General features: G+C 62.5%; 12 protein-coding genes and 1 tRNA gene. 10 read left to right on the top strand and 3 right to left on the bottom strand.

The annotated features are described in order from the left end of the window. Positions 1-33 precede the first annotated feature (33 nt). From ASD07_RS19590 to ASD07_RS19575, 4 genes are read left to right on the top strand one after another with little or no spacing between them, the layout of a single operon-like run. On the top strand, positions 34-3,024 hold the full coding sequence (locus ASD07_RS19590) for a TonB-dependent siderophore receptor (protein ID WP_082507446.1): 2,991 nt from the start codon (positions 34-36) through the stop codon (positions 3,022-3,024). 31 nt (positions 3,025-3,055) lie between these two features. Further along, positions 3,056-4,420 (top strand): Gfo/Idh/MocA family protein, encoded by a 1,365-nt coding sequence (locus ASD07_RS19585; RefSeq protein ID WP_055934134.1) that lies wholly within the window; start codon positions 3,056-3,058, stop codon positions 4,418-4,420. Continuing rightward, a complete protein-coding gene (locus ASD07_RS19580) occupies positions 4,420-5,589 on the top strand; it encodes an FN3 domain-containing metallophosphoesterase family protein (RefSeq protein ID WP_055934132.1) in 1,170 nt (389 codons plus the stop codon). Before ASD07_RS19585 ends, ASD07_RS19580 begins: the two co-directional genes overlap by 1 nt. Positions 5,590-5,632: 43 nt before the next feature. After that, the gene (locus tag ASD07_RS19575; protein WP_082507445.1) at positions 5,633-6,619 is read left to right on the top strand and encodes a TraB/GumN family protein; all 987 of its coding nucleotides are present in this window, start codon (positions 5,633-5,635) and stop codon (positions 6,617-6,619) included. A gap of 16 nt (positions 6,620-6,635) precedes the next feature. Here ASD07_RS19575 and ASD07_RS19570 read toward each other — a convergent pair whose 3' ends face one another. Both ASD07_RS19570 and ASD07_RS19565 read right to left on the bottom strand, forming a co-directional pair. Beyond that, positions 6,636-8,222 (bottom strand): methyl-accepting chemotaxis protein, encoded by a 1,587-nt coding sequence (locus tag ASD07_RS19570; RefSeq protein ID WP_082507444.1) that lies wholly within the window; start codon positions 8,220-8,222, stop codon positions 6,636-6,638. A gap of 116 nt (positions 8,223-8,338) precedes the next feature. After that, positions 8,339-8,776: a carboxymuconolactone decarboxylase family protein gene (locus ASD07_RS19565; protein ID WP_055934127.1), complete on the bottom strand. Its 438-nt coding sequence runs from the start codon at positions 8,774-8,776 to the stop codon at positions 8,339-8,341. Between the two features lie 102 nt (positions 8,777-8,878). Here ASD07_RS19565 and ASD07_RS19560 point away from each other — a divergent pair, with 102 nt between their 5' ends. After that, the gene (locus ASD07_RS19560; RefSeq protein ID WP_055934125.1) at positions 8,879-9,778 is read left to right on the top strand and encodes a LysR family transcriptional regulator; all 900 of its coding nucleotides are present in this window, start codon (positions 8,879-8,881) and stop codon (positions 9,776-9,778) included. On the opposite strand, the gene ASD07_RS19555 is transcribed toward ASD07_RS19560, so the two are convergent. After that, positions 9,775-11,010 (bottom strand): M28 family metallopeptidase, encoded by a 1,236-nt coding sequence (locus ASD07_RS19555; RefSeq protein WP_055934123.1) that lies wholly within the window; start codon positions 11,008-11,010, stop codon positions 9,775-9,777. The two genes, ASD07_RS19560 and ASD07_RS19555, sit on opposite strands and share 4 nt — an antisense overlap. Before the next feature lie 152 nt (positions 11,011-11,162). On the opposite strand from ASD07_RS19555, the gene ASD07_RS19550 reads away from it, so the two are divergent. From ASD07_RS19550 to ASD07_RS19530, 5 genes are all read left to right on the top strand, one after another. After that, entirely contained in the window at positions 11,163-11,570 is a 408-nt protein-coding gene (locus ASD07_RS19550) for a YidB family protein (RefSeq protein ID WP_055934121.1), read from the top strand. Between the two features lie 117 nt (positions 11,571-11,687). Beyond that, the gene (locus ASD07_RS19545) at positions 11,688-13,202 is read left to right on the top strand and encodes a family 43 glycosylhydrolase (protein WP_082507443.1); all 1,515 of its coding nucleotides are present in this window, start codon (positions 11,688-11,690) and stop codon (positions 13,200-13,202) included. Between the two features lie 79 nt (positions 13,203-13,281). Continuing rightward, positions 13,282-13,355: transfer RNA gene (locus ASD07_RS19540), tRNA-Gly, on the top strand. A 14-nt stretch (positions 13,356-13,369) separates the two neighbouring features. After that, complete coding sequence (locus ASD07_RS19535) at positions 13,370-14,179, top strand: AraC family transcriptional regulator (protein WP_055934117.1); 810 nt, start codon at positions 13,370-13,372, stop codon at positions 14,177-14,179. A gap of 47 nt (positions 14,180-14,226) precedes the next feature. Next, positions 14,227-15,129 (top strand): DMT family transporter, encoded by a 903-nt coding sequence (locus ASD07_RS19530; protein ID WP_055934115.1) that lies wholly within the window; start codon positions 14,227-14,229, stop codon positions 15,127-15,129. Positions 15,130-15,144: the final 15 nt, after the last annotated feature.

Here is a 15,144-nt window from a genome sequence, read left to right as displayed (position 1 = left end):
CGGGGAGGGCGTTTTGCAAACTAAAAAAAGGAGATGCAAGTGGAACTGAAGAAATTGATCGCTGCGCTGGCAGCTATTGGATTTGCCGGCGGCGCCTTGGCAGCCGATGGAGCGGATGACAAGAAGGACGAGAAAGGCGAGAAAGGCGAGAAGATCCACCGCGTCGAAGTGACCGGCTCCAGCCTGAAACGCATCAACGCGGAAACCGCATCGCCAGTGCAGGTGATCGACGCCAGGCAGATTGAAAACATGGGCGCCCGGACCCTGATGCAAGTGCTGGACAACCTGCCAGCTGCACGCCCGGCGCAGCAGGACTTCCGCTCCATGTTCACCGGCTCCGACGGCGCCTCGCAAGCCAACCTGCGCGGTCTTGGCGCGCAAGGCACGCTGGTGCTGCTGAATGGCCGCCGCCTGTCGTTCTACGGCGCGCCGGCAGGCTTCCAGACCATGTTCGTCAACATCGACTCGATTCCGGCAGCGGCAATCGAGCGCATGGAAATCCTGACCGACGGCGCCTCCGCAGTGTACGGCTCCGATGCGGTGGCAGGCGTAATCAACGTGATCACCAAGAAGAATTACCAGGGCCTGGAAGCGAAAGTCAGCACCGATCATTCCCAGAAAGTCTCGGCTTACGGCGAGCACCAGGCCAGCCTGGTGTACGGCAAGGGCGACTTTGCCAACGATGGCTACAACTTCATGGCTTCCCTGAACGTGTACCAGCGCGACCGTATAGCACTGTCCGACACTTATGACAAGCGCCCGGACTACTTCTACGTCAACAACCCCAACTTCATTCCCAACTTCCGCATCGGTGTCGGCAGCGAACCTGGACAGCCCAACCCGGGCACCTTCTTCGTGTTCGACCCGGCCAAGAACAACGCGCGCACCCAGCGTGCGGTGAGCGGTTGCTCCACCATGATTACCGAAGCGTCGGGCACCCGCTGCGTGTGGAACAACCTGCCGTATTCGCTGGACACCGGGCCGACTTCCGACCGCGCCACCGGTTTCCTGTCCGGCCGCATGAAGCTGGGCGAAGACCTGGAAGCCTTTGCCGAAGCCGCTTTCACCCATATCAAGCTGCGCGGTGAAAATGGCCCGCGCAGCTTCAACAGCGGCACCACCAGCAACTGGTTCTCGCGCAATACCGGCACCAGGCTGAATACCTTCGTCAATCCTTACCTGGGCCCGAACAACGTCTACCTGCAGGGCAAGCTGGATCCCGACATGGCAGCCAAGATGGGCGGCGCGGCGGGTCTGAACTACATCATGCAGGATGCGGTCGGCCACTTCGGACAGAAGAACCTGGACGACAACTACCGCGTGCTGGCCGGCCTGCGCGGCCACCTCGCCGGCAGCTGGGATTTCGAAACCGCGCTGGGTGTCGCGGGCAGCCATTCCACGCTGTACCAGACCACCAATATCAACACCAAAGGCTTCGAGAAAGCCTTCGGCCCGACCACCAGGGACCCGATCACCGGCCGCGTCTACATAGCCGACAACCCGGCCTTCAAGTTCGGCGAGGTCAGCGAAGCCAATGCGGCCCTGATCCGCGAAGCCTTCCCGACTTTCGACATCCAGTCCTGGACCAAGCTGATTAGCTTCGACGCCAAGGTGGAAGGCACGCTGTTCAAGCTGGGCGAGCGTGAAGTGCGTGCAGCCATTGGCACCAACCTGATGCGCGAAAGCTTCGATACTCCCGGCAATGCCGATGCGGCCAATGGCCTGATCACGCAGCAGGGCGGGTCCTGGTTCGACGGCAAGCGCACCGTCAGCGCGCTGTTCGGCGAAGTGGTGGTGCCGGTGACCGATACGCTGGAAATCAATGCCGCGGCCCGCGTGGACAAATACCCGCACTTTTCCGCCAACCTGGCGCCGAAGATCGGCGTCCAATGGCGTGCACGCCCTGAAATCATGGTCCGCGGCACCTATTCGGAAGGCTTCCGTGCGCCGAACCTGGCTGAATCGGGCAGCGGCGGCGTGTTCGCGCAGGTGGGCGGCATCCGCGACACCGTGCGCTGCGATGAAACCAATGCCATCGCCAGGCTGCTGATGAAGTCCGTCACCGGCACCGACCAGGACCTGGGCAAGACACTGCTGAACTCCAATTGCTCGACCACGGTGGGCGGCCTGACTCCGCCGAACCCTGACCTGAAGCCGGAAAAGGCCAAGATTTCGACCCTTGGCCTGGTGCTGCAGCCGACCAAGGACGTCAGCATCTCGCTGGACTACTGGTTCGTGTACCGCCGCAACGAGATCGTGCGCCAGGACTTCAACCAGTTGTTCACCGACCTGGTTGCCAATCATGGCCCGAGCCTGGCCGGCACCAACCAGGCAATCCGCAACGACCTGACCGATGCCGACCGCGCCAATATGGCGGCCGTGGTCACCATGTGCAACAACCTGGCCAACCTGCCGGCCTGCGTTGCAGCTGGCATGCCGAAATACTCGGTTGGCAACCTGGGTGGCCTGATCAACTCCTATTCGAACCGCGGCCGCACCCTGATGGACGGCTTCGACATCGATGCGCGCACCCGCTTCTCGCTGGGCGAATACGGCAAGCTGAATACCGGAGCCGCCTTCACGATTCGCAAGCGCGAAACCTACAATTACGAAGACGGCAGCGGTTTCTCCGGCAACTACGTGGGCTACTACGATTCGCCGCGCCTGCGCGCCACCTTCAATGCCGACTGGACCTACCAGAACCTGGTCACCAGCCTGTTCGTCAACTACACCGGCAAGGCCAAGTGGGCATACGGCGCGTACGACACCGACAACGCTCCGGAAAACTGCACTGCCGGCGGCGTGGCACTGCCGGACAACCTGTGCGGCGGCCAGCCTTCGTACTACACGGTCAACCTGGGCTTCAACTGGAAGCCGGTCAAGAACCTGGAGCTGGGCCTGAATATCAAGAACGTGACCAACAAGAAGCCGTACTACGACCCGAACGGCTGGGAAGGCTACAACCACCAGCAAAACCTGTTCGGACGCGTCTTCGCTCTCTCGGCCAGCTACAAGTTCTGGTAACCTGCGATCCAACCAAAGAGGTAAAGACTAGATGGACAAGCAATTCAATCGACGACACTTCCTCACCGCCGGCGCCGCGCTGGCGGGCAGCCTGCTGCTGCCGACGGCCTTTGCGGCCGGCGGCCGCGAAAAGCTCCGGCTCGGCATGATCGGCACCGGCATGCGCGGCCAGGTGCTGCTGCGCGAACTGGTGCGCCGCGATGACGTGGAAGTTGCTGCGTTGTGCGATATCGAACCGATCATGCTGGGCAAGGCGCTGGCGCAGTTCGAAAAAGCCGGCAAGCCGAAGCCGCGCACCTTCGGCGAGGATGGCGACAAGCACGCCTACCGCCGCATGCTGGACTCGAAGCAGCTCGACGGCGTGATCATCGCCACCCCATGGGAATGGCACGCGCAAATGGCGATCGACGCCATGCAGGCCAAGGTGCCGGTAGGCTGCGAAGTGGTGGCGGGTGTGACGCTGAAAGATCACTGGGACGTGCTGGACACCCAGCTCAAGACCGGCACGCCGTACATGCTGCTGGAGAACGTGTGCTACCGCCGCGACGTGATGGCGGTGCTGCAGATGGTGCGCTCCGGCCTGTTCGGCGAACTGGTGCACCTGCAAGGCGGTTACCAGCACGACTTGCGCGCGGTGAAGTTCAACAACGGCGATCCAGCCAAGCCATACGGCAGCGGCATCGAATTCGGTGCCAAGGGCTGGTCGGAAGCGAAGTGGCGCACCGAGCACTCGGTGCAGCGCAATGGCGAGCTGTATCCCAGTCATGGCATCGGCCCGTGCGCGATGTACACCAACATCAACCGCGGCAACCGCTTCACCCGTATCAACACCTTTGCCACCAAGGCGCGCGGCCTGCACGATTACATCGTCAAGCAGGGCGGTGCCGAGCACGCGAGCGGCAAGGTGAGGTTCAGCCTGGGCGACGTGGTGACCACCACGCTGGCCTGTGAGAACGGCGAGACCATCGTCCTGCAGCACGATACTTCGCTGCCGCGCCCTTATTCGCTGGGTTTCCGCGTGCAGGGAACGAATGGTCTGTGGATGGACGTGAACCACTCCATCCACGTCGAAGGCAAGAGCAAGCCGCACCAGTGGGAGGACTTCCAGGCTTACCAGGACCAGTTCGACCACCCGCTGTGGCGCAAATACGCCAGCGAAGCGGCAGGTGCGGGCCACGGCGGCATGGATTACTTCGTGATCCATGCTTTTGTGGAAGCGCTCAAGGCGCGCGCACCGATGCCGATCGATATCTACGACGCGGTGACGTGGAGCGCCATCACGCCGCTGTCCGAGCAATCGATCGCGCAGAACTTCCAGACGCTGGACTTCCCGGACTTTACGCGGGGCGAGTGGAGCAAGCGCAAACCTGTCTTCGCCTTCAACGACCGCTACTGATGAAGCGCACGCGCATAGTGCTGGCATCCGTTTGCATCGGCCTGGCCGCCCTGGCCGTGCAAGGGGCGGCCATAGCCCAGTCCGAGCCGTACAAGGTGTTCGACACCAGGCCTGTCATTACCGAAGGCCCTTACCTGTCGGCGCTCTCCGATACCTCGGTGTCGGTAATGTGGATGACCGATGCGCCAAGCCACGCCAAGGTACGCCTGAGCGACGGTGATTCGGCGCGCGAAATCGAGCCGCAGGTCGACGGCTTGGTGCCGGTCGGCCAGCGGCACGTGGTGACGATCACCGGGCTGGATCCCGGCAAACGCTATTCCTATGAAGCCAGCGCCACGCGCGTGGTGAAGCTGAAGCCCTATTGGCCGGACAAGGGCTTGAGCACCGCCAGCGCAGCCGCGGCCTTCACGACCTTCAGCCCGCAGCAGGACAAGGTCTCGTTCAGCGTGGTGACTGATACCCACGAAGACACGGCACGCATCGGCCGCCTGATGAAGTTGGTCGACTGGGCCAGCGCCGACGCGCTGCTGCACCTGGGCGATGCCTTCCACTGGATCGATTCGGAAGAACAGTTGTGGGCCAAATGGCTGCGCCCCACGGTTGCCGCGATGGGGCCGGGCAAACCCCTGCTGTTCGCACGCGGCAACCACGAACTGCGCGGCGCCTTTGCGCGCCAGCTGGCCGGCTACGTGCCGACGCCGGAAGGCAGCTACTACTACGGGCGCGCCATGGGCCCGGTGCACCTGCTGGTGCTCGATACCGCCGAGGACAAGCCCGACGAAACCAACGTCTATGCCCAGCTGAATCGTACCGTACCTTATCGCGAAGGCGAGCTTGCATGGCTGCGCGCGCACGCAGCCAGCAACAGCCACTTCTCCAGCGCCCCGTTCCGCGTGGTGGCAATGCACCAGGGCGACTGGGGCTGGCTGCCCGATAACGGCGCGGCCTGGACCGCGCTGGCCAACCAGGCCGGCGTCGACCTGGTGCTCGCCGGCCATGACCACGCCTTCTCCTACCAGGCGCCCGGCAAGGGGCATGCCTACCACCGCCTGGTCCTGGGTCAGGACCAGCTGGCGCGCGTAGACGCCACCGAACGCACGCTGACCGTCAAGGTGGTCACCGACAAAGGCACGCCGGTCCATACACTCACCATTGCTTCACGCCGCTGATGTAGTATTGCCATTCTCTTAACCATTTAGAAAGAGTAAGAGGATGACAAGGAAAGTGATATCCGCCGTGGCATTGAGCCTGCTGGCGGCAAGCGCCTGGGCGCAGGAAGAAGCCCAGGCGCCGGAAGGTGAAAAGGTTGTGATCACGGGCCAGCGTCCCGGCCCTGGCCTGTGGAAGGTCTCCAAAGGCGAGCACGTGATGTACCTGTTCGGCGATTACTCGCCTTTGCCGATCAAGATGGACTGGCGTTCCCATGAGGTGGAATCCATCATCGCCAAGTCGCAGGAGTACCTGCCAAAACCTTCGTTCGGCATCAAGGTGGGGTTCTGGGGCGGCCTTAAGCTGCTGCCCTATGCAATCGGCTTCAAGAACAACCCGGATGGCGCGAAGCTGATCGACGTGCTGCCTGCGGAGACGTATGATCGCTGGCAGGCGCTCAAGGCCAAATACATCGGCAAGAACGACGACATCGAACGTGAGCGACCGATGTTTGCTGCCGACACGCTTTACCGGTATGGGCTGGAAAAGAATGGCTTGACCAAGCGCACCGAGGTGTATGCGAAGCTCGATAAGCTGGTCAAGCAGTACAAGGTAAAGGTGACCCCGAGCGGCTTCGAAACGGAGCTGGATAACCCGGGCCAGGCCTTGAAGGCATTCAAGAATTCGCCCGGCGCCGATACCGATTGCTTTGCCAAGACCGTGGAGAGCCTGGAGTCCGATATCGACGCCATGCGTGTGCGTGCCAATGCCTGGGCGGTAGGCGATATGTCGAAGATTGCCTCGCTCAATTTTGCCGATCGCGAGGAAGCCTGCAAGCAGGCGGTCTTCGACAACGAAGCCTTCAAGTCGAATGACAAGCTGCAGCACGCGGAACAGTCGGCCCGCAAGGCCTGGATGTCCAATGCGGAGCATGCGCTGGAAGCCAACGACACCACTTTCGCAGTGTTGTCGCTAAGCCAGTTGATCGGCCCGAAGAACTATCTGCTTGAACTGCAGGCCAAGGGTTACAAGGTGGAAGCGCCCGAGTAAGCGCTACCCCGCTTCGTCAGGCGCGCCTCGACTTGCTGGCGCTTTGCGGCGGCAGCTTGAACACTTCCAGCGCCTTGGCGACGGCCTGCGCCTGCAGGTCCAGCACACCGGTGGCGGTAGACGCCTCTTCCACCATCTGGCTGTTCTGCCGCGTCACCTCGTCAAGCTGGACGATGGAATCTTTTACCTGGTTGATGCCATCGCTCTGTTCGCGCGTCGCGCCGCGGATATCGCCCATGATGGCGGCCACGCGGCCGATGGCGGCAATCACCGCATCCATGTCTTTGCCGGCCGTGGTAGCGACGCTGGCGCCGCCTTCGATCTTGCCGGCCGATGCGTCGATCAGCGCCTTGATATCCTTGGCCGCTGCCGCACTGCGCTGCGCCAGGCTGCGCACTTCGCTCGCGACGACAGCGAAGCCGCGACCGCTTTCGCCGGCGCGTGCCGCTTCCACCGCTGCATTGAGGGCCAGGATATTGGTCTGGAACGCGATGCCGTCGATCAGGCCGATGATGTCGGCGATCTTGTGCGACGACTGGCGGATCTCGTCCATTGCCGTTACCACCTGGGCCACGGCCACGCCGGTGCGTTCGGCCAGCGCGGTCGCTTCGGTCGCCACGCCATTGGCGCTATTCACGTTATCGGCAGTCTGGCTCACGGTGCCGGTGATGAGTCCCATATGGGCCGTGGTCTGTTCCAGGTTCGCTGCCTGCGCTTCGGTGCGCGCCGCCAGGTCGACGTTAGCGGTGCGCACTTGCGTGGTAGTGCTGCGGGTCAGCGCGAAATTGCCGCGGATGTCGCCGAGTATCGATGCCAGGTTCAGGTTCAACTGGCGCACAAAGGCCTGCAGCTGGCCCAGTTCATCGTGGCGGTCAACCGCCATGCGCGTAGTCAGGTCGCCGCCGGCGAGGATGCGGGTGGCGTTGATGCAGGCCTGGACCGGAGCCACGATCGCGCGGTGCAGGTTGTACCAGCCGTACAGCGCCAGCGCCGCCAGCAGCAACGCCTGCAGGTGCAGCGCGAAATCGGAATAGGGCAGCACGGCATGCAGCGCCATCGACAGCGCCAGCAGCGTCATGCTGCCAAAACACAGCGCCATGCGCTGGGATAGCGAAATATCGCGCAGTGCATTGGTGATCTTTTTGCGGCCGCGCGCTGCAGCGGCGCCGCGCGCGATGCGCACGCCTTCCGGATTCGGGCCCCTCACGGTGCGGTACAAAGCTTCGGCGTCCTTGACCTGCTGTGCCTTGGGCTTGGTGCAGACCGCCATGAAGCCGGTGGTGCGGTTCTTTTCAATGACAGGCGTGACGTTGGCGATGCACCAGAAATAGCCGCCATTCTTGCGGCGGTATTTGACCAGGCCGCGCCAAGGCTCGCCCGACATCGTAGTGCGCAGCATGTCTTCATCGACCTGCGCCGGCATATCCGGGTGATAGAGCGCCTTTTGCTGGCGCCCGATCAAATCGTCGCCGGCGTAGTCGCCGACAGCGATGAAGGTCGAATTGGTGTAGGTCAGGCGGCCCTGCAGGTCGGTGGTGATGACGATTGGTTTGCCGTCTTCAAGCAGGGTTTCGTGTTCGGCTGCGGTGAGTGTGCTGCGCATTTTTGACACTTTGTTTCAGTTGGGAAAGATCGCAGTGCATACTAGCAGATCGACGAATGGCCGCGCCGAAAGCGTGGCCATTTCGTGGTTTTTCCACCAAAACAGTTGTCTTGTGGTTAATTGGGCAGTTGCATTGCGAAGCCCACGGCAAAGCGGTTCCAGGCGTTGATGGTGCCAATGAGGAAGGTCAGTTCAGACAGTTCCTGCTCGCTGAATTGGGCGGCGACGGCACTGTACACAGCATCCGGCGCTCCGTTTTTGGAAAGCTCGGTCAGCGTTTCGGTCCACAGCAGCGCGGCCCGTTCCCGTTCGTCAAAGAAGGGCGTTTCGCGCCAGGCCGGCAGTGCCATCAGGCGCCGCACGTCTTCGCCGTTCTTCAGTGCGTCCTTGCTGTGCATGTCGATGCAATAGGCGCAGCCGTTGATTTGCGAGGCGCGGATCTTGACCAGCTCGCGCAGGCTGAGCGGAAGCAGCGATTCCGCAATCGCGCGTTCCAGGCCCATCATGGCTTTCATGGCGTTCGGGGCGGCTGCGTAATAGTCGATGCGTTTCATGGTGGATTCCTGTGGTTGGTTGCGATGAATCCACTTTAGTCCGGACGAGATTACGGATAAACTGGTCTTTATCGTTTTTAATATACGGAAAGTCGAACAATCATGGCTTTTGACCGTCTTGAGGCAATGCGCGCCTTCTGCCGCATCGTGGAAGTGGGGAGTTTCGTCGGCGCGGCCGAAGCGCTGGGCGTACCGAAGACCACTATCTCCGGCCAGATCCAGGGGCTGGAGGCGCACCTGGGCATGAAGCTGCTGCACCGGACCACGCGCCGCGTGTCGCCCACCACGGACGGCGCGGCCTACTACGAAGGCGCCCGCGCGCTCCTCGACGACCTGGATGAACTGGAATCCTCGCGCCACGGCGCGCGCGGCCGCGTGCGGGTTGAAATGCCATCGCCGGTCGGCACAAGCCTGATCATTCCCGCCTTGCCGGATTTTGCGGCGCGCTATCCGGATGTGCAGCTCGATATCGGCTGCGGCGAACGCGTGGTGGACCTGGTGCAGGAGGGGATCGATTGCGCCTTGCGCGGCGGGCCGGTGGCGGACCAGGACCTGGTGGCGAAGAGGGTGGGGAATATGCAGTTCTGCTTATGCGCGGCGCCCTCCTACCTGGCATCGGCGCCGCGGCTGGAGTCGGTGGAAGACCTGCCGGCGCAGCGCTACCTTGGCTTCGTCTTCGCTGCCACGGGGCGCCAGCATATGCAAACCCTACTGCGCGGCGAACAGCGCTACACCATCGAGCAGATGCCGGCGATGCGCTTCAATAGCGCCGCCGCATATGTCGCTTCGGGAATTGCGGGACTGGGCATCCTGAATATCCCGCGCGCGGAAGCGGCGCCGCATTTGCGCAGCGGCGCGCTGGTGGAAGTGCTGGCCGACTGGCACCTGGGCAGCATGCCGATCAGCCTTGTCTATCCGTATGCGCGCAGGCTGTCGTCGCGCGTGCGTGCCTTTACCGACTGGGCCACGGCCTTGATGGCCAGCGACCCCTTGTGGCGTTAAGGCTTGGCGATTTTGGCGCCAGCCAGCCTGGCCACGCCGGCCAGCGTGGTCTGGGCAGCATTCAGGCCAAGCAGGAAGTCCTTGTCCGAGTAGTTCGCATACAGGTCGGTCGGCTGGTGCCAGTGCGGATTCCAGCCGGAGCCGATCTGCTGCCCTCGCTCGTTCTCGCGCAGTGAGATCGACGGCACCAGGTCCATGAAGGGCGTGGAGTCGGTGTTGGTCATGTGGAAGCCAACGGCAGCCGGATAATTGGTTGCGTACCTGTCGTTCGCCGCGCGGAAGTCCCACGCCAGCCTGGCCGATGCTTCCGCCTGTTTCGAGTTGGACTGGAACTCGATGTTCACGTCCGCTTCGGCGCGCTGCTCGTTCGGCAGCACACAGACGGGACGGCCATTCGGGTCCAGTACCGGCTTGCCGGCATCATCGAGCTTAGGGATCGGCATGCCATGGTCGAACAGCATCATGTCGTGCTGGATCATGCCCAGCCAGCGCGGCTCGGGATACTTGCCCGAGCCTTTCGGCGACTCGATGCCTTGCAGGTTCTTGCGCTGTTCAACGTAGGCGGCCGCGCCGTTCAAGCCGGTCTCCTCGTTGTTCCACAAGGCGAAGCGGATCGAGCGATCAGTCTCCACCCCAGGTGCGCTGAAGATGCGCGCCAGCTCCATCACCAGCGCGGTACCGGAACCATCGTCATTGGCCGCCTCGCCAAAGCCGATGCCGTCCATATGGGCGCTGACGATGTACATTTCATCGGGGCGCGTCTTGCCGATCTTGGTGCAATAGACGTTCTCGCGCAGGGAGGTGCCTTGCGGCGTCTGTTCCGCATTCAGTGCGCGCAGCCGTTCGTCCGGCTGTTTCATCGGATCTGTATTGACACCGGTCGGCGCGCGGTTGCCGAACAGGGTGCTGCCGCCCTGGCCAGGAGGACCGCCCGCACCACCGCCTGCCGCCACCGCCGGCTTGCCGCGCATGGCCGGCTCGGTGAACTGGTACTGCAAGCGCTCCACATTGGAGCAGCCGTACGCTTTCAGCTGCGCCTCGATCCAGTCCAGCGCCTGGCGATTGCGCTCCGTGCCCTGGCGGCGGTCGCCGAATTTGGTCAGGCTCTTGATGGTGGCCTTGTATTTTTCCAGTTCGAGCTGGCTGACCAGCGCGGAGACCGGGTCAGTTTGGGCGTGAGCGATGTTTGCCGCAAAAGCCAGTGCGATGCCGAGGACTACGGTTGGTTTCATTGGAAGTCAGTCCGGTTGGTTTGGTCCGGGCATTTTGCACCTTCCACGCCGGTCGCAGCTTGAATTTTCAATGGGATAAACAACGTTACATTCGGACACACAGCCCGTTGTGATACTGTTGCTAGTCGCCGTTCTATTTGAGGAGGTGTGCCATGGGTATTCTCGATTCACTGGCAGGCGAAGTGCTGAGCCAGTTCTCAGGCGGTAACCATCCGGAAGGGATGCTGGATGCGGTTACCACGATGCTTAACGATCCCAATACCGGCGGCTTGCAAGGCCTGGTGAAGACGTTCGAGCAGGGCGGCATGGGCGGCGTGATCGCTTCCTGGATCGGCACTGGCGCCAACCAGTCGATCAGTGCGGAACAGATCCAGGCAGTGCTGGGCAGTGAGCAAGTGCAAGCCATCGCCAGCCGCCTTGGCCTCAACACGCAAGACGTCGCCGGCCATCTGGCGCAGTTGCTGCCGCAAATGGTCGACAAGCTCACGCCGGGCGGTGCCATTCCCGACACCGGCGGCGGCCTTGGCGCTGCCCTCGGGGGACTGCTCGGCCGCGGCTGAAGCCGGAATAATCGCGATATCAAAAGGGGTATTGCCGACGTAAAAGATACGATTGGTGGCCTGGCAGGACAGTGACTAGGATGGTTTGGCAGTCAAAAAACTCCAAGGAGACCATCTATGAAGCGACTTCTGTCATGTTTCGCCATGCTGATCGGCATGGCGCTTTCCGCGCACGCAGCTACCCCGATCACGATCAATACGAGTGTGCAGTACAAGATCAAGAATGTTAACAGCGGCCTGGTATTAGGCATCGACGGCGCCAGCCAGGCTGCTGGATCCAAAGTAATCCAATGGGCCGATAACGGCACGGCCGACCATTTGTGGCACTTCATGCCGATGGGGAATGGGCGCTACAACATCGAGAACATGTTGACGCACCAGGTGTTAGGGGTGACCAATGCATCCACCGCAGACGGCGCGCAGGTGGTGCAATGGGCAGACAACGGCACTTCGGATCATTTGTGGGTCGTCACGCAGGCGGCGAGCGGCAACTTCCTGATCCAGAACGCCAATAGCGGCAAGTACCTGGAAGCGTATATGGCGAGTATTGCAAATACCGCCACCGTCGACCAGTGGGGCCTGACCGGATGCACCTGTCAGGAATGGCAGCTGGTGAACACCGGCGCCAGCCCTTACCCTGCGCCGCGCGCGGTCGCCGGCAATGGCATCTTCGTCCACGATCCCTATATGCTGCGGGATACCAGCGGCAAATATTGGCTGTACGGCTCGCACCAGACACTGGCCACATCGACCGATGGCGTCAACTTCACGAATTACACGAGCTGCACCGGCGGCCAGATGGGCGGCTACGCGCCGAATTGTCCTCCAATCGGGCCAGACTTCAGTTCATGGAGCGGCCTGCAGACGCCGAAGGGATGGAACAATGGCGCCAATACCGATGTCTGGGCGCCGAGCCTGATGGTGGTGAACGGCACCTACTACCAGTATTACTCCATCCCCTACCTGCCCAGCACGGGCGCCGAGGCGGTAATCGGCGTTGCCACCAGCGCGTCGCCGCAAGGACCGTGGACCGATAAAGGCTTCGTCACCAAGTCCTGGAACAGCACGACCACTGCGCCACCGCCGGGCTTTTGGGCCACCACCGACAACGCGATCGACCCGGCTCCGTTGCGGGATGCCGGCGGCAACTGGTGGATGGCATGGGGGTCGTGGACCGACGGCACGCACCTGGTGCAGCTTGATCCTGCCAATGGCCTGATCAAAACGAATGCACCGGTGTATACCCTGGCCAAGCGCGGCACGCCATCGGCCGGCGAAGAAGGGCCATTCATCTACTACTACAACGGCTATTACTACTATTTCGCGCCAATCAATGAGTGCTGTAAGGGTTCGACCAGCACCTACCGCACCATAGTGGGCCGTTCCAGCAGCGTGACCGGGCCCTATGTCGACCGCGGCGGCGTAGCCCTGACCGCGGGCGGCGGCACCATCCTGCTCAGTACCCATGGCAATATCATCGGCCCTGGCGGCGGCAGCGTGTTCACCGATGCCGGCAACAGTAACAAGCCTACCTACGTCTACCACTATTACGACGGCAACAACGGCGGGCGTGCCACGCTGGGCATCAATACGCTCGGCTTCACGGCCGACGGCTGGCCGTTCATCCAATAAGGGTGTGAGATGCAACGAAGGGCACTATGGTGTGTCCTTCTTGCCAACTTCGGTCAAAGCCGCATAGAATGCGTGGCATGCGGGTGTAGTTCAATGGTAGAACGGCAGCTTCCCAAGCTTCATACGAGGGTTCGATTCCCTTCACCCGCTCCAATCCCCCTTTGTCCATGGCCAAAGCGAACTTCCAGGTGTTACCGTGCGGTGATGCACGCATCCAGGCGGTGGAAGCGCATAGCAGCCAATCCTTTTCCCGGCATACCCACGAACAATTCGGCATCGGCTTGCTCACGCATGGCGCTTCGAAGTCGTTCAGCGGCTGCGGCATGGTGGAGGCTTGCGCGGGCGATGTGATCACGGTGAACCCGAATGAGGTCCATGATGGAGCACCCCTTGGCGACGGTGGGCGCAGCTGGAAGATGCTGTACCTGGAGCCTGGTTTTGCGGCCGAACTGCTGCGCGATGCGGACCCCGGTGCTGGCGGCGCTTCGCTCGAGTTCAAGGCGCCGGTGCTGCAGGATGCCGCCTTGGCGGCTGGCTTTGCGCGCGCGTACACTGCGGTCACATCGGCGTTGCCGGGTGCGCCCCTGGCGGCCGAGTACCACTTGTTTGACTTGATGGCGCAGACCTTGCTCCGTCGCAGCGCTGCTGCCACGCGTTGCGCGGCGCCCACCGCTGTCGCCCAATCGATGATGGAAGACGATCCCCTCTCCAACTGGTCGCTGGCCGAACTGGCGGGTGCGTGCGGTTTGAGCCGCTTTCAACTGGTGCGCTCATTTGCCCGCAATACGGGCTTTACGCCGCACGCCTTCCTCCTGCATCGCCGCATCCTGCTGGCGCGTCGCCTGATTGCTGGCGGCATGGCGCTGGCCGATGCCGCAGCCGCCAGCGGGTTCTCGGACCAGAGCCATATGACCCGCGTGTTTACCCGCAAATACGGCGTCGCCCCCGGCGCGTTTGCAATTTCGTTCAAGACCTGAATGCGCTGGATGGGTTAGCCTGCAGCTTTCGTTGATGGAGGCTGCAAATGGTGGGGTACCTGTATTGCGCGCTGGCGATGGTGACGGTCGGCAGCACAGTGGTGGCCAGCAAGGTGATTGCGTCCGGACTGCCGCCGTTCACGGCGACGGCCTTGCGCTTCATGGTGGCGCTGCCGATATTCCTGGCCTTGTGCTGGCTGTTGCGGGCGCGCTGGCCGCGCATCGGGCGGCGCGACGCGGCCTTGCTGTTGCTGCAGGCGGGGGCGGGAAGCGTTGGTTATACGGTGCTGTTGATTTCGGGGATGTCGTTTACCAGCGCGGCTACCGCGGGCGTGCTGGTTGGCACGCTGCCGATCGTGTCAGCGGCATTTGCCGTGCTGGGGCTCGGCGAGCGGCCGACGCTGCGCCTGTTGGGCGCGATCGCCCTGGCCTCGCTTGGCGTGCTGGTGGCAAGCGGCGTAAATTGGCGCGGCACCGGGACCGACGGCGGGACGGGGCAACTGCTTGGGATGACGCTGGTATTGGCCGCTGTGGCGTGCGAGTCGTTCTTCATCTTGCTGAACAAGCGCTTGAGCGCGCCGGTCGAGGCGCTGCCCTTGTCGACGTTGATGTGCGCTCTTGGCCTGCTGCTGGCGGGCGGCGCTTCGCTGGCCTTTGAGCAGCCATGGCACATCAGCGTCAAGCCCGGCGCCCTGCAAGCGGTGCTGTACTACGCGCTGGTGCCCACCGTGCTTGGCTTCGTGCTGTGGTACGCCGGCTCGGCGCGCGTGAGCGGCACCGAGGCAGCGTTGTTCACGGCCCTGTCGCCGATCTCCGCCACGCTGTTCGCCAATACCGTCCTGCATGAAGCCATCACGCCGCCGCAACTGGCCGGCATGGTTTGCGTGCTGGCGGCGGTGGCGAGTCTTGCCTGGAAGCGTCGTCCTTATGGTAGGGTTGAGCCTTTGTAACGAAGGAGGTGCGCC

The sequence above is a fragment of the Duganella sp. Root336D2 genome, from assembly GCF_001425005.1.
Taxonomy (GTDB): domain Bacteria; phylum Pseudomonadota; class Gammaproteobacteria; order Burkholderiales; family Burkholderiaceae_D; genus Rugamonas.
This window is presented reverse-complemented; position numbering and strand designations above follow the sequence as displayed.

Excerpts from the sequence above, each read along its gene's own strand:
- ASD07_RS19530 (WP_055934115.1), top strand. The coding sequence starts at position 14,227 with ATGGTGGGGTACCTGTATTGCGCGCTGGCGATGGTGACGGTCGGCAGC.
- ASD07_RS19545 (WP_082507443.1), top strand. The coding sequence starts at position 11,688 with ATGAAGCGACTTCTGTCATGTTTCGCCATGCTGATCGGCATGGCGCTT.
- ASD07_RS19570 (WP_082507444.1), bottom strand. The coding sequence starts at position 8,222 with ATGCGCAGCACACTCACCGCAGCCGAACACGAAACCCTGCTTGAAGAC.
- ASD07_RS19550 (WP_055934121.1), top strand. The coding sequence starts at position 11,163 with ATGGGTATTCTCGATTCACTGGCAGGCGAAGTGCTGAGCCAGTTCTCA.
- ASD07_RS19590 (WP_082507446.1), top strand. The coding sequence starts at position 34 with ATGCAAGTGGAACTGAAGAAATTGATCGCTGCGCTGGCAGCTATTGGA.
- ASD07_RS19555 (WP_055934123.1), bottom strand. The coding sequence starts at position 11,010 with ATGAAACCAACCGTAGTCCTCGGCATCGCACTGGCTTTTGCGGCAAAC.
- ASD07_RS19565 (WP_055934127.1), bottom strand. The coding sequence starts at position 8,776 with ATGAAACGCATCGACTATTACGCAGCCGCCCCGAACGCCATGAAAGCC.
- ASD07_RS19585 (WP_055934134.1), top strand. The coding sequence starts at position 3,056 with ATGGACAAGCAATTCAATCGACGACACTTCCTCACCGCCGGCGCCGCG.
- ASD07_RS19575 (WP_082507445.1), top strand. The coding sequence starts at position 5,633 with ATGACAAGGAAAGTGATATCCGCCGTGGCATTGAGCCTGCTGGCGGCA.
- ASD07_RS19580 (WP_055934132.1), top strand. The coding sequence starts at position 4,420 with ATGAAGCGCACGCGCATAGTGCTGGCATCCGTTTGCATCGGCCTGGCC.
- ASD07_RS19535 (WP_055934117.1), top strand. The coding sequence starts at position 13,370 with ATGGCCAAAGCGAACTTCCAGGTGTTACCGTGCGGTGATGCACGCATC.
- ASD07_RS19560 (WP_055934125.1), top strand. The coding sequence starts at position 8,879 with ATGGCTTTTGACCGTCTTGAGGCAATGCGCGCCTTCTGCCGCATCGTG.